Genomic DNA, 14,443 nt, shown 5'->3' on the forward strand with positions numbered 1-14,443 from the left:
GTGATGCGGGCTTAGAGGTGCTTTATTGCTTATACGTGCAGGCTGTTGCCAGACGTTAAATCATTCCCACTCAATCGTCGCTGGTGGCTTACCGCTGATGTCATACACCACGCGGGAGATGCCGTCGACTTCATTGATGATGCGGTTAGAGACACGGCCCAGGAAATCATACGGCAGGTGTGCCCAGTGTGCGGTCATAAAGTCGATGGTTTCCACCGCACGCAGCGAGACAACCCAGTCATATTTACGGCCATCGCCCATCACGCCGACTGAACGTACCGGCAGGAAGACGGTGAACGCCTGGCTGACTTTGTTATAGAGATCCGCTTTATGCAGCTCTTCAATGAAGATGGCATCGGCACGGCGCAGCAGGTCGCAATACTCTTTCTTCACTTCGCCCAGCACGCGCACGCCCAGACCTGGGCCCGGGAACGGATGGCGATAGAGCATGTCGTAAGGCAGGCCCAGCTCCAGACCAATCTTACGCACTTCATCTTTGAACAGCTCACGCAGCGGCTCAACCAGGCCCATCTTCATCTCTTTCGGCAGGCCGCCGACGTTGTGATGCGATTTGATGACGTGCGCCTTACCGGTTGCAGAGGCCGCAGACTCAATAACATCCGGATAGATGGTGCCCTGTGCCAGCCACTTAACGTCCTGCAGCTTCAGCGCTTCTTCGTCGAAGACTTCCACAAAGACGCGACCGATAATTTTACGTTTCGCTTCCGGCTCATTCTCACCTGCCAGCGCGTCGAGGAAGCGCGCTTCGCCTTCAACGTGAATAATGTTGAGGCCGAAGTGGTCGCCAAACATATCCATAACCTGTTGTGCTTCGTTCAGGCGCAGCAGCCCGTTATCTACGAACACGCAGGTCAGACGGTCGCCAATGGCGCGATGCAGCAGCATTGCCGTCACGGAGGAGTCAACACCACCAGACAGGCCGAGGATCACTTTGTCGTTGCCGACCTGCACACGCAGGCGTTCAACCGCATCTTCAATAATTTTGGCTGGCGTCCACAGGGCTTCACATTCACAGATGTCGATAACGAAGCGCTCAAGCATCCGCAGGCCCTGGCGGGTATGGGTCACTTCCGGGTGGAACTGCACGCCGTAGAAACGCTTCTCTTCGTTAGCCATGATGGCGAACGGACAGGTTTCTGTGCTGGCAACGGTCACGAAGTCAGCCGGGATCGCCGTGACTTTGTCGCCGTGGCTCATCCAGACATCCAGCAGCGGTTTGCCGGCGGCGCTGATCGCATCTTCAATATCGCGAACCAGGGCGCTTGGCGTCGTCACTTCAACCTGCGCATAACCAAACTCGCGCTCGGTTGAGCCAGCAACGGTGCCGCCCAACTGCATCGCCATCGTCTGCATACCGTAGCAGACACCCAGCACCGGCACGCCAGCGCTGAAGACATATTCAGGCGCACGCGGGCTGTTCAGTTCGGTGGTGCTCTCCGGGCCACCGGAAAGGATGATGCCGCTTGGGTTGAACTGGCGAATCTGCTCTTCGGTGACATCCCATGCCCAGAGTTCACAGTAAACGCCCAGCTCGCGTACGCGACGTGCAACCAGCTGAGTATATTGTGAGCCGAAATCGAGAATCAGAATGCGATGCTTATGGATATTTTCCGTCGTCATTGAGGGTTTTCCAGAACGGTGACTTAATCAATAAAAGCGCCCGGCTGAAGCCGGGCGGGAAATCGGGATTATGAACCCATGCGATAGTTCGGTGACTCTTTGGTGATGGTCACATCATGCACGTGGCTCTCATTGATGCCGGCGCCGCTGATGCGGACAAACTCCGCCTTGGTGCGCAGGTCATCAATGGTCGGGCAACCGGTCAGGCCCATGCACGAGCGCAGGCCGCCCATCTGCTGATGCACGATCTCTTTCAGACGGCCTTTATAGGCCACGCGACCTTCGATACCTTCCGGCACCAGTTTGTCAGCGGCGTTATCGGTCTGGAAGTAACGGTCAGAAGAGCCTTTAGACATCGCGCCCAGTGAACCCATACCGCGATAGGATTTGAACGAACGGCCCTGATAGAGTTCGATCTCGCCCGGTGACTCTTCGGTCCCCGCCAGCATCGAACCGACCATGACACAGGACGCACCGGCGGCGATCGCTTTCGCGATGTCACCGGAGAAACGGATACCGCCATCGGCAATCACCGGAATACCGGTGCCTTCCAGCGCGGTGACTGCGTCAGAGACGGCAGTGATCTGCGGAACGCCCACGCCGGTCACGATACGGGTAGTACAGATAGAGCCCGGGCCGATACCCACTTTAACGGCGCTGACGCCTGCCGCAACCAGCGCCAGTGCGCCTGCACCGGTGGCTACGTTGCCGCCAACGATTTCAAGGTCCGGGTATTTGGCACGGGTTTCACGGATACGTGACAGCACGCCTTCAGAATGGCCGTGTGAAGAGTCAATCAGCAGCACGTCAACGCCCGCTGCAACCAGCGCATCGATACGCTCTTCGTTACCTGCACCTGCGCCAACTGCCGCACCGACACGCAGACGGCCCTGCTCATCTTTACAGGCGTTAGGTTTACGTTCAGCTTTCTGGAAATCTTTAACGGTGATCATGCCCAGCAGATGGAAGCTGTCATCCACCACCAGCGCTTTCTCAACGCGCTTTTCATGCATCCTGTGCAGCACCACATCGCGCGCTTCGCCCTCTTTCACCGTCACCAGACGATCTTTCGGGGTCATGACTGCAGAGACAGGCTGTGAAAGGTCAGTGACAAAGCGCACGTCACGACCGGTGATGATACCCACCAGTTCGTTGTCGCGGTTAACCACCGGATAGCCCGCAAAGCCGTTGCGCTCGGTCAGCGCTTTAACGTCAGCCAGTGGGGTGGTTGGCAGAACGGTCTGTGGTTCAGTCACCACGCCGCTTTCATGTTTCTTCACCTTGCGCACTTCGTCCGCCTGGCGTTCGATTGACATATTTTTATGGATGAAGCCAAGGCCGCCTTCCTGTGCCAGCGCAATCGCCAGACCCGACTCGGTCACGGTGTCCATGGCAGCGGAGAGCATAGGAATATTTAAACGGATATTTTTGGTCAGCTGAGTGCTGAGATCGGCCGTATTCGGCAGGACGGTGGAGTGTGCAGGGACGAGCAGAACGTCGTCAAAAGTGAGTGCTTCTTTAGCGATTCTTAACATGGCAATACTCCACCTCGGGTGATTGAGAATAGATAAAATATTGCCGCGGCATTATACAGGCCGTAATCGATTGCCTCCAGCATTATTTACGAAAAACTCTTGATCCGCACTGACAGCCCTGTAGTATCGATGAATTAACCTGCTGATTTGGAATTTGATCTTCGTCACATGTCGCTGCCACCCATCGCCAATATTTTTACCGTCAGCCGTCTCAATACGACAGTGCGTCAGCTGCTGGAGAAAGAGATGGGCCTGGTCTGGATCAGCGCCGAGATCTCCAACTTCACGCAACCGGCATCCGGTCACTGGTACTTCACGCTGAAAGATGATGGCGCTCAGGTTCGCTGTGCTATGTTCCGCAACAGTAACCGACGCGTTACCTTTCGTCCGCAGCATGGTCAGCAGGTGCTGGTTCGCGCCAACATCACTCTCTATGAGCCACGCGGTGACTATCAGCTGATTGCAGAAAGTATGCATCCGGCGGGTGAAGGCTTGCTGCAGCAGCAGTTTGAACTGCTGAAAGCAAAACTGGCTACCGAAGGACTGTTTGATCCGCAGCATAAGCAACCGCTGCCGGAACCGGCGCGTCAGGTCGGGGTGATCACCTCTTCCACCGGCGCGGCGCTGCACGATGTGTTACGCGTGCTGCATCGCCGTGATCCCTCTCTGCCCGTGGTCATCTACCCGACCGTGGTTCAGGGCGTCGATGCGCCAGCGGCTATCGTCCGCGCAATTGAAATCGCCAACCTGCGCAACGAGTGCGACGTCTTAATTGTCGGACGCGGCGGCGGTTCGCTGGAAGATTTGTGGGGCTTTAACGATGAACGCGTGGCGCGCGCCATTTTTGCCAGCCGCATTCCCATCGTCAGCGCGGTGGGTCATGAAACCGATGTCACCATTGCCGACTTCGTTGCCGATTTACGTGCACCCACCCCTTCCGCCGCGGCTGAAATTGTCAGCCGTAACCAGCTGGAGTTACTGCGTCAGTTGCAGTCACAGCAACAGCGGCTGGAGATGGCGATGGATTACTACCTGGCACGTCAGCAGCGGCTTTACTCCCGCCTTGAACATCGTCTGCAACAGCAGCATCCGCAGCTGCGTCTGGCCCGTCAGCAGACCGCCCTGTTCCGCCTGCAGCAGCGACTGGGGGAAGCAATGGAAACCCACCTGCGTCAGGCCACGCGTCAGCAGGATCGTCTGTCGCATCGACTCAATGCCCAGCAGCCTCAGCAGCGGCTGTTCGATGCGCAAAAACAGCTGCAAAGCTGGCACTACCGCCTGCAGCAGAGCATGACAAAACAGCTGAGCACCAGCAAACAGCACTTTGGTCAGTTGGTGGCGCAGCTGGAAGGCGTCAGCCCGCTGGCGACGCTGGCGCGCGGTTTTAGCGTGACCACCGACACTGCCGGACAGGTGGTGAAGAAAACCGCACAGCTCCAGAGCGGCGACCTGCTCCGTACCCGTCTTGATGATGGCTGGGTTGAAAGCCAGGTGACGCAGTTACTGCCTGAGAAAAAGCGCCGCCGCAAAACCGCCTCCTGACTCTGCCCGTCAGCTCACACTTTTACACTTAACGCTGGCCTCACTAATGAGGTCTAACCAGACTGACGGGTCTATACTTTCTGGCACATTCCCTGTCGCCAGGGCGTTTCAGATGGCTGGCCAACGTTGTTGCCTCAGAAAAGCGCCGCCGCAAAACCGTCTCCTGACACTGCCCGTCAGCTCACACTTTTACACTTAACGCTGGCCTCACTAATGAGGTCTAACCAGACTGACGGGTCTATACTTTCTGGCACATTCCCTGTCGCCAGGGCGTTTCAGATGGCTTACCAAAGGTGTTGCCTCAGAAAACCGCCGCCGCAAAACTGCTTCCTGACTCTGCCCGTCAGCTCACACTTTTACACTTAACGCTGGCCTTACTAATGAGGTCTAACCAGCCTGACGGGTCTATACTTTCTGGCACATTCCCTGTCGCCAAGGAGTTTCAGATGGCTTATTGCGTTATTCCTCCCTATATCCTTCGCAAAATCATCGCGCACGGTTCCGGCCACCAGCAGGAGCAGGCGCGTCGCACCCTGACACACGTCCAGCACCTGATGGCGGAACACTGGCAAAAGCAGCCGGTGGCAAAAACCGCGGCAGGCGGCCACGTAGATCGTGAAATTTATGATGCGCAAAGTCAGCAGACCCTGCCAGGTAAGTTGATTCGTCAGGAGGGCCAGCCCGGCAATGACGACGTGGCGGCTGAGGAAGCCTGGAACTATCTTGGCGTAACCTATGACTTCTTCTGGCAGGCTTATCAGCGTAATTCGCTGGATAATCAGGGGCTGAAATTGCTCGGTACCGTGCACTACGGTGACAAATACCAGAACGCCTTCTGGAACGGTCAGCAAATGGTATTTGGTGATGGTGACGGCGAAATCTTTAATCGCTTCACCATTGCGATTGACGTTGTGGCGCACGAACTGGCGCATGGCGTGACGGAAAATGAAGCCGGCTTGATCTACTTCGAGCAGGCTGGTGCACTGAACGAGTCACTGTCAGATGTGTTTGGCTCGCTGGTGAAACAGTTCAGTAAAAAACAGCGCGCCGATGAGGCGGACTGGATTATCGGCGAAGGCCTGCTGGCAAGCGGCATCAATGGGCGTGGTCTGCGATCGATGTCTGAACCTGGCTCGGCCTATGATGACCCGATGCTGGGCAAAGATCCGCAACCGGCACACATGGATCACTACGTGAAGACACGTGAAGATAATGGCGGGGTTCATATCAACTCCGGCATCCCTAACCGGGCTTTTTATCTGGCAGCAACAGCGCTGGGTGGTTATGCGTGGGAACAGGCGGGATATGCCTGGTACGATACGGTGTGTGACGACGAACTGCCACAGGATGCTGACTTTAAGACCTTTGCCCGCTTCACCGTTCAGCATGGTAAAAAACGGTTCAACGAATCGGTCGGCAGTGCCATTGAACAGGCGTGGAAGGAGGTTGGCGTGCTATGAGTGACCTGCCCGAACTCACTGATGACGCCACCATCATCGTCGCGCGTGAAGGCGGCATGGCCTTTATTCCGGGGCTACGCGCCGAACGACGCTTTATGCTGGGCGATCTGCCGCCGCCAGAAAGAGCGCGCGTCTGCCATGCGCTGCAGCAGGCGATGCCGCTGGGCGAACCGGAGGAGAAAGCCGCGCAGGTGGGCAGTGGCGATCAACGCTATTTTCGCATCCAGATTCAGTATGCAACGCACCGCGAGGTCGGGACGATAGTGCTGTTGATTCCGGAACAGGTGGCGCCGCCTGAGTTGCAGGCGCTGTGGCGCGACGGTAAATAAGCAAAAAAAAGGGCCGACAATGTCGGCCCTTTTCATTAAGCGTTGTTACTTGCTGTCTGGCAGCGCGTAAGCAATCACATAATCACCACGGTCCGGTGACTGACGTGCGCCACCTGCCGAGATCAGGATGTACTGCTTACCATCTTTCGGTGAGACGTAGCTCATCGGTCCACCCTGACTGCCCACCGGCAGACGTGCTTTCCACACCTCTTTGCCGGTTGAAGAATCAAAGGCGCGCAGATAGTAATCCTGCGTACCCGCGATGAACACCAGGCCGCCCTGCGTGGCCAGCGTACCGCCCAGCGTTGGCATGCCAACCGGCATTTTCACGCGCAACTTGATACCGAATGGTCCGGTATCCTGCACCGTGCCGACCGGCACCTGCCAGACGATTTTCTGCGTTTTCATGTCAATCGCCGACAGCGTACCAAATGGCGGTTTCTGACATGGGATGCCCAGCGGTGACATAAAGCGATTTTTATTCACAGCATATGGCGTGCCTTTCAGCGGAACGGCACCCATACCGGTGTTGATCGCTTCGCCGCCGTTGCTGCCACGCGCAATATTGCTGGTATCAGCCGGGATCATCTGAACCCACAGACCCAGACGCATATCATTGACGAACAACAGGTGGTTGTTCGGATCGACCGACATGCTGCCCCAGTTCATACCGCCCAGCGAACCCGGGAAGCTCAGAGACTTGTCGGTGTCCGGCACGGTGAACAGGCCATCATAGCGCATGGATTTGAAGCCAATGCGGCAGGCCAGCTGATCAAACGGCGTGGCACCCCACATGTCAGACTCTTTCAGCGTCTGGTTGCCAATCTGCGGCATCCCGGTCGAGTGTGGCTGCGTTTTGGTGTACTGCTCGTTCGGGATATGACCCTGCGGCATCGGCAGTTCTTCGACTTTGGTCAGCGGCTTGCCGGTCATACGGTCAAGTACGAAGATCATGCCGGTTTTGCCGCCAATCACTACCGCTGGTTTGGTAGTGCCATCTTTTTGCGGGAAGTCGATCAGGCTTGGCTGCATCGGCAGGTCAAAGTCCCACAGATCGTTATGCACGGTCTGATAGACCCACTTCTCTTTACCGGTCGTGGCATCCAGCGCCAGAACCGATGCGCCATATTTGTGATCCAGCTCAGTACGGTTCGCACCCCAGAGGTCAACCGACGAACTGCCCATTGGAATGAACACGGTGTTCATTGCCGGGTCGTAAGACATCGGTGCCCATGAGTTCGGCGTACTGCGGGTATAATCTTTACCCGGCATCAATATCGCATTCGGGTCAACATTGCCTGGGTCAAACGCCCAGCGCATCTGGCCGGTGATAACGTCAAAGCCACGCAACACGCCACCCGGCATATCCGTCTGCACGTTATCCGCTACGCGACCGCCGACCACCACAGTGGTGCCAGCCAGGGTTGGCGCTGAGGTCAGCTGATATTGCGGATCCGGTGCCTTGCCCATGCCCGCTTTGAGATCAACGATGCCGTGATCGCCAAAGTTTTCACAGAACTCACCGTTGTCAGCATTGATCGCAATCAGACGCGCGTCGATGGTGTTCATCAGAATACGACGCTGACAGCTGTCACCGGCTGGCAACACTGCGGCAGTCACAGGTGAAGACCCCGGCTTATCTGGCTGCTGCAGCGGTTTTGTGGCGTCAAAGTAAGCCAGACCACGACAGCGCGGCCAGACTTCCGCTTTGGCATTGATTTCACGTTTCCAGATCTGCTTACCGCTGTTGGCTTCAACGGCGATGACGTTGTTGTGCGGTGTGCAGAGATAAAGGGTGTTGCCAATCTGCAACGGTGTCTGCTGATCTTCTGCGCCGTTGCCGGTCGGGCTGACAGGGGTATCACCGGTGCGGAAAGTCCAGGCCACCTGCAGATCTTTCACGTTGTCGCGGGTGATTTGATCCAGCGCCACAAAGCGGCTGCCCTGCGGAGTATTACCGTAGTTATCCCAGTCTTTCTGCTGTTTCGCTTTATCTACCGGGATCAGCGGCAGCTCTTCGCCCGTGCCTGCAACGGTAGGATGTGGCTGGAACATCTGCACCAGCGTAACAACCATGCCTGCCGCCAGCAGCGCAGAGAACGCATAAGAGGGTTTTGCCAGTGAGTGCTTACCTTCATGCTTACGCAGTGAAGGCCAGATCAGGAAGGCAAGCAGCATCAGTCCGGCAGGCACCATCAGGCGTGATACCAGCGGCCAGAACTCCAGGCCCGCGTCGAACAGCGACCAGATCAGGGTGCCGACAAAGACCAGCAGGAACAGAACCACTGCCGAGGATTTACGACGGAAGAACTGAATTGCGGAGAGTACAGTGACGATACCCGCAATTAAAAAGTACCCGCTGCCACCAAGTGCAACCAGTTTGCCGCCGCCAATTGCAAAAAACAGACCGGTGGCAAGCAGCACCAGTCCGAGCAGCACGGATGCTATTCCCAGCCCCTTTCCGGAGCGGGAGGATGTTTCAGCCATAATACTTACTCTCCTGAATAAACAGAGCGCCCGGACAGATGCCATCCGGACTCCGGCGCGTTAAGTCAGTCCGCGCCGGGCACCGCTCGGTTTCAAATCGAATATAAACAGACCCGCGTCCGTGAGATCGAGGGGCCGGAAGAACACGGATGTGGCTTGCCCCTCCCACGACGCGGCAGGATTGTACCACCTGGTACATTACAGAGTGAATATCTACAACTCATTTGTTACGGCGCAATAGCATTTTTGCTACAAAATGAGCCAGTCGTCGCTCTGAATTCTCAGACGTTTTAAGCGTAGCTGAAAGCGGCGTCAGTGACCTGGCGGCTGGAAAAGGACGCGCTTGCGGGAGATAAGGCCATGTCCGTTCCGGCAAAAATAGTCCACCGCGCCGCAGGCTTTGAGCACCTCAAGCGGCTGATGACACTCCGGACAGCAGGGTTGTGCGGGGTAATGCGTACCGCAGGTAATACAGATAAATTCACCGTCACTGAGCGACAGCGGTTGCTGACATTTTTCGCAAATAATAGTCACTATTTTCTCCCTGCTCCGGTTTATTCAGAGCAAAAAAAAGAGGGCCAGATGGCCCTCTATTCTTAACGCTTGTTCTTTTTCATATGCGCCAGCAGACGCTTACGTTTACGCTGCTGCGTTGGTGTCAGCAGGTTACGTTTGCCTTCATAAGGGTTATCACCCTCTTTGAACTGAATACGAATTGGCGTTCCCATCACGTTAAGTGATTTACGGAAATAGTTCATCAGGTAGCGTTTGTAAGAATCGGGCAGATCCTTAACCTGATTACCGTGGATTACCACGATAGGCGGGTTATAGCCCCCCGCGTGCGCGTATTTGAGCTTAACGCGACGACTGCGTACCAGCGGTGGCTGGTGATCGTCTGCCGCCATGTTCATGATACGGGTCAGCAGCGAGGTGTTTACACGCTTCGTCGAACAGTCATAGGCTTCAGTGATCGACTCAAACAGATTGCCGACGCCGCTGCCGTGCAGCGCAGAGATAAAGTGGATGCGGGCGAAATCGATAAAGCCCAGACGGTAGTCCAGTGTCTCTTTCACTTCATCACGCACTTCCTGCGACAGGCCATCCCATTTGTTGACCACAATCACCAGCGAACGACCACTGTTGAGAATGAAGCCAAGCAGCGACAGATCCTGATCGGAAATACCGGCATGGGCATCAATCACCAGCATCACCACGTTGGCATCTTCAATCGCCTGCAGCGTCTTGATCACCGAAAATTTCTCTACGGTGTCAGAGATTTTGGCACGCTTACGCACACCCGCCGTATCGATCAGAACGTATTCACGTCCATCACGCTCCATCGGAATATAGATGCTGTCGCGGGTGGTGCCCGGCATATCGTAGACCACCACGCGGTCTTCACCGAGAATGCGGTTGGTAAGCGTTGACTTACCTACGTTAGGACGGCCAACAATCGCCAGTTTGATCGGCAGGCCCGTCGGGTCGAAGTTTTCTTCTTCCTCTGCGGCTTCCTGCTCAGCAATCTCGTCAGCTTCAAGCGCAGCCCAGTACGCCTGGTTCTCTTCTTCTTCCGTGAGCTCGACCGTCTCAACTTTGTCCATCCATGGCAGCAGTGCCTCTTCTATCAGGCTGCTCACACCACGACCATGCGATGCCGCAATGGCGTGGATCTCGCCCAGGCCCAGTGAATAGAAGTCCACAACCGCCTGATCAGGATCCATCCCGTCAGTTTTGTTAGCCACCAGGAAAGTCGCTTTCTGACGGGAACGGAGATGCTTAGCGATTTGCTGATCGGCGGCCATCATGCCCGCACGCGCATCGACCATAAACAGCACGACATCCGCTTCTTCAATCGCCAGCAGTGACTGCTCGGCCATCCGAGTTTCAACACCCTCTTCGGTGCCGTCGATACCACCGGTATCAATAACAATAAATTCGCGCCCTTCCACTTCGGCGCGACCATATTTGCGATCGCGAGTCAGTCCAGGAAAATCCGCTACCAGCGCATCACGTGTGCGGGTTAAGCGGTTAAATAGCGTAGATTTTCCCACATTGGGACGCCCAACCAGCGCGACCACAGGTACCATAACAAAATGCCTCAATAAATAATTAATCGCCCGAATGGCGTGATTATAACGGCTCTGGCCGTCAAGTTCAGGCTTAAGGCGCAAAGAATACCATGCCTGACTAAAAACGAAACGGCCCCTGATTAAATCAGGAGCCGTCGGAACGGAGGATTTCACCTGCCAGACGTGTACCCGTTAACGGGTAATCGCATAAACCTCACCATCTTTCGACTGGATCAGCAGCTTATCGCTGGCGACCACCGGCTCGGTCTGGAAGCCTGAGCTATCAAGTTCCTGCTGCGCAACAAAACGACCATCCGTGGTGTTCAGCCAGTGCAGATAACCTTCACTGTCGCCGACAACCAGATAGCCGTTGTAGAGCACCGGCGAAGTCAGGTTGCGATGCAGCAGATCGCTTTGACGCCAGATGGCGACGCCGCCGTCAGCGTTAAGCGCAATCACACGATCGTCCTGATCGACCAGATAGATGCGGCCGGCATCCACAATCAGATCTTTCACACCGCCAATTTCGCGTTTCCACAAAATCTGGCCGGAACGCAGATCCAGTGCTGTCAGATTGCCGTTATACGCCAGCGCGTAAACCACGCCATTGACGATAACCGGAGTGGTATCGACATCGTTCAGACGATCGATCTCAGTGGCACCGCTGACCTGGGAAATACGCTGCTGCCAGACCAGTTGTCCCTGGTTCAGCACCACGGCACTGACACGACCATTGTCGCCACCGACAATCGCGCCACCAAAAGCGACAGCCGGAGCAGATTCACCGCGCAGAGACAACGCTGGCATATCCAGGTTGACGCTCCACTTCACGGCACCGCTGCTCTGATCCAGGCCCTGCAACATGCCGTTGCTGGTATGAACCAGCACCAGACCATCGCTGACTACCGGACGTGACAGTGCTTCGCCGGCGACTTTCGTCTGCCACGCCAGGCTACCATCACTGCTGTTGAGGGCATAAACCTGGCCGCGCTCGCTGCCAACATAGACCCGATCGCCATCAGCCGTCAGGCCACCTGATAACATGGCTGAGCGATTTTTAGAGAAGAAGCCGGTTTTCTCAGAGAGATCGACTTTCCATTTTTCTTTACCGTCTGCGGCATCGAGCGCTTTGACGATACCAAAGCGGTCGGCAGCATAAACCGTATTATCCTGCCAGGCAGGATGCAGATTTGAGTAGAAATCACCGACACCATCGCCTACCGAGGTGCTCCACACTTTCTGTGGCGTGAACTGATTTTCCACCTTCGGCAACGGGGCCATTTTTACTACATCTTCTTCGCCGCTAAACAGCGAACAACCGCTGAGCAAAGTGACTGAAATCAGTCCCGGCAGCAGGTATTTACGTAATTCCATGCGCTCTCTCTTGACTGGCTTAGCTTAAGTTATTCATCTTCATCTGCATCATTTGCTTCAATGCCGGAGAGGCGTCAGATTCAACCCCTTTACTCCAGGCATCGCGCGCGCCCTGCTTGTCGCCTTTGGTCAGCAGCGCTTCGCCGCGAATATCGGCCACAATGGCTGTCCAGCCATCACCCTTCACACCGTCAAGGGTTTTAAGCGCCGCATCCGCTTGATTCTGTTGCAGTTGAATGCGTGCCAGGCGCAGGTTAATCACCGCCTGCAGATTGGCATCTTTGGTATCTTTCAGTCCGTTTTGCAGCAGCGTCGCGGCTTTATCAAGCTGACCGGCGTCAACATACTGCTTCGCCAGATCCATCGCAGCCAGCGCACCGTAGGTGTTGCTGTTTTCACTGGCAAAACGGTTTACCGCTTCCAGCGTCTCCGGTTTGCCCGCCTGCATGGCGCTGGTGAGCTGCTGATACTGCGCTGATACTGTCTTCGCCGTATCGTCCTGATGACTGCTCCAGTAACGCCAGCCGCCCAGCGCAGCAATGCCGATCACCACGCCAATAGCTAACGCTTTGCCATTGTTGGCAAAAAAGTTGCGCAGCGCGTCGGTCTGCTCGTTCTCATTGCTATACACTTCCACGCAATCCCTCTCCTTTCTATGGTTGGTGCTGTGTCACGCTTACTGTAACAGCGAGCGCAAGACAGCAGCAGCCTCTGCCTGATCCAGCGTTTGCTGCTCGCCACGGCGCAGATCTTTAATCACGACCTGACCGGCTTTGACCTCGTCCTCGCCTAACACCAGTGCGACGCGAGCACCCCACTTGTCAGCACGGGCAAACTGTTTCTTGAAGTTGCCGCCGCCAAAGTTGGTCATCAGCCTCAGTTCTGGCGCTTCATCACGCAATTTTTCAGCCAGCTGCATTGCTGCAGACTGCACGCCCTGACCTGAAGCGATAACATAGACATCCACATTGCTCGTCGGTTCAAATTCAGGATTAACCGCCTGAACCAGCAGCACCAGACGCTCCATGCCCATGGCAAAGCCAACGGCAGGTGTTGCGCGCCCACCGAGCTGCTCAACCAGGCCATCATAGCGACCGCCACCACATACCGTGCCCTGTGAACCCAGGCTATCGGTGACCCACTCAATCACGGTGCGATTGTAATAATCAAGACCGCGTACCAGACGCTGATTGACGGTGTAGCTGATCCCGGCGTCATCCAGCAGGGCACACAGGCCGCTGAAATGTTCACGTGATTCGTCGTCAAGATAGTCGCCAAGCTGTGGCGCATCATTCAGTAACTGCTGGATATCGGGATTTTTAGTGTCGAGAACGCGCATCGGATTGGTGTACATGCGGCGTTTACAATCCTCATCCAGCACCTCTTTATGCTGTTCAAGGAAGGCGACCAGCGCGTCGCGGTAATGCGCGCGTGCTTCCAGCGAACCGATAGAGTTGAGTTCCAGACGAACGTGCTCAGAGATACCCAGGGCTTTCCACCAGCGGGCGTTCAGCATGATCAGTTCAGCATCGATGTCCGGTCCCTGCAGACCAAACACTTCCACGCCAATCTGGTAGAACTGACGATAGCGGCCTTTCTGCGGACGCTCATAGCGGAACATCGGGCCCATATACCACAGGCGCTGCTCCTGGTTGTAGAGTAAACCGTGTTCAATACCGGCTCGCACGCAACCTGCAGTGCCTTCCGGACGCAGCGTCAGGCTTTCACCGTTGCGGTCTTCGAAGGTATACATCTCTTTTTCAACCACGTCGGTGACTTCACCGATGGCGCGTTTAAACAGTGGGGTTTGCTCCACCAGCGGTAAGCGAATTTCGCTGTAACCGTAGCTCGCCAGCGTCTGCTTGAGAACGCCTTCAATCCGTTGCCAGAGGGCGGTATCCGCAGGCAGGTAGTCGTTCATCCCGCGAATCGCCTGAATATTCTTCGCCACGTTAGAATCTCTTAATGCAAAAAAACCTGTCCGGCATCATACCTTATGAGGATGA

At 55.8% G+C, this 14,443-nt stretch carries 11 protein-coding genes; 3 read left to right on the forward strand and 8 right to left on the reverse strand.

Features of this window, described 5'->3' with window-relative positions:
• Window positions 1-60 precede the first annotated feature (60 nt).
• On the reverse strand, window positions 61-1,641 hold the full coding sequence (gene guaA, locus ACK13D_RS14375; protein WP_010671325.1) for a glutamine-hydrolyzing GMP synthase: 1,581 nt from the start codon (window positions 1,639-1,641) through the stop codon (window positions 61-63).
• 68 nt (window positions 1,642-1,709) lie between these two features.
• On the reverse strand, window positions 1,710-3,176 hold the full coding sequence (gene guaB / locus ACK13D_RS14380) for an IMP dehydrogenase (protein ID WP_010671324.1): 1,467 nt from the start codon (window positions 3,174-3,176) through the stop codon (window positions 1,710-1,712).
• 168 nt (window positions 3,177-3,344) lie between these two features.
• Between guaB and xseA the strand changes: the two genes are divergently transcribed.
• From xseA to ACK13D_RS14395, 3 genes are all read left to right on the forward strand, one after another.
• Window positions 3,345-4,718, forward strand: coding sequence for an exodeoxyribonuclease VII large subunit (xseA, locus tag ACK13D_RS14385; RefSeq protein WP_033769693.1), 1,374 nt, complete (start codon window positions 3,345-3,347; stop codon window positions 4,716-4,718).
• Window positions 4,719-5,164: 446 nt separating this feature from the next.
• A complete protein-coding gene (locus tag ACK13D_RS14390; protein ID WP_010257519.1) occupies window positions 5,165-6,178 on the forward strand; it encodes a M4 family metallopeptidase in 1,014 nt (337 codons plus the stop codon).
• The gene (locus ACK13D_RS14395; RefSeq protein WP_187511702.1) at window positions 6,175-6,507 is read left to right on the forward strand and encodes a protealysin inhibitor emfourin; all 333 of its coding nucleotides are present in this window, start codon (window positions 6,175-6,177) and stop codon (window positions 6,505-6,507) included. Before ACK13D_RS14390 ends, ACK13D_RS14395 begins: the two co-directional genes overlap by 4 nt.
• Window positions 6,508-6,552: 45 nt before the next feature.
• Here ACK13D_RS14395 and ACK13D_RS14400 read toward each other — a convergent pair whose 3' ends face one another.
• The 6 genes from ACK13D_RS14400 to hisS all read right to left on the reverse strand — a co-directional run bounded on the left by ACK13D_RS14400 (window position 6,553) and on the right by hisS (window position 14,388).
• Window positions 6,553-8,994, reverse strand: coding sequence for a glucose/quinate/shikimate family membrane-bound PQQ-dependent dehydrogenase (locus tag ACK13D_RS14400; protein WP_418796695.1), 2,442 nt, complete (start codon window positions 8,992-8,994; stop codon window positions 6,553-6,555).
• A gap of 312 nt (window positions 8,995-9,306) precedes the next feature.
• Complete coding sequence (locus ACK13D_RS14405; RefSeq protein ID WP_031594238.1) at window positions 9,307-9,528, reverse strand: zinc ribbon domain-containing protein; 222 nt, start codon at window positions 9,526-9,528, stop codon at window positions 9,307-9,309.
• Window positions 9,529-9,590: 62 nt separating this feature from the next.
• Window positions 9,591-11,081, reverse strand: a complete 1,491-nt coding sequence (der, locus tag ACK13D_RS14410; RefSeq protein WP_010257536.1) for a ribosome biogenesis GTPase Der — start codon at window positions 11,079-11,081, stop codon at window positions 9,591-9,593.
• 174 nt (window positions 11,082-11,255) lie between these two features.
• Window positions 11,256-12,437: an outer membrane protein assembly factor BamB gene (gene bamB, locus ACK13D_RS14415; RefSeq protein ID WP_010257539.1), complete on the reverse strand. Its 1,182-nt coding sequence runs from the start codon at window positions 12,435-12,437 to the stop codon at window positions 11,256-11,258.
• Window positions 12,438-12,456: 19 nt separating this feature from the next.
• Window positions 12,457-13,074, reverse strand: coding sequence for a YfgM family protein (locus ACK13D_RS14420; protein ID WP_010257542.1), 618 nt, complete (start codon window positions 13,072-13,074; stop codon window positions 12,457-12,459).
• Between the two features lie 39 nt (window positions 13,075-13,113).
• A complete protein-coding gene (hisS, locus tag ACK13D_RS14425) occupies window positions 13,114-14,388 on the reverse strand; it encodes a histidine--tRNA ligase (protein WP_010257545.1) in 1,275 nt (424 codons plus the stop codon).
• Between the last annotated feature and the right edge of the window lie 55 nt (window positions 14,389-14,443).

Origin of the sequence: Pantoea sp. K16 (assembly GCF_048452805.1) — a bacterium.
Classification (GTDB): Bacteria; Pseudomonadota; Gammaproteobacteria; order Enterobacterales; family Enterobacteriaceae; genus Pantoea; species Pantoea agglomerans.

Coding starts and splice junctions, on each gene's coding strand:
- ACK13D_RS14400 (WP_418796695.1), bottom strand. CDS start 8,994: ATGGCTGAAACATCCTCCCGCTCCGGAAAGGGGCTGGGAATAGCATCC.
- ACK13D_RS14395 (WP_187511702.1), top strand. CDS start 6,175: ATGAGTGACCTGCCCGAACTCACTGATGACGCCACCATCATCGTCGCG.
- guaA (WP_010671325.1), bottom strand. CDS start 1,641: ATGACGACGGAAAATATCCATAAGCATCGCATTCTGATTCTCGATTTC.
- guaB (WP_010671324.1), bottom strand. CDS start 3,176: ATGTTAAGAATCGCTAAAGAAGCACTCACTTTTGACGACGTTCTGCTC.
- bamB (WP_010257539.1), bottom strand. CDS start 12,437: ATGGAATTACGTAAATACCTGCTGCCGGGACTGATTTCAGTCACTTTG.
- ACK13D_RS14390 (WP_010257519.1), top strand. CDS start 5,165: ATGGCTTATTGCGTTATTCCTCCCTATATCCTTCGCAAAATCATCGCG.
- xseA (WP_033769693.1), top strand. CDS start 3,345: ATGTCGCTGCCACCCATCGCCAATATTTTTACCGTCAGCCGTCTCAAT.
- der (WP_010257536.1), bottom strand. CDS start 11,081: ATGGTACCTGTGGTCGCGCTGGTTGGGCGTCCCAATGTGGGAAAATCT.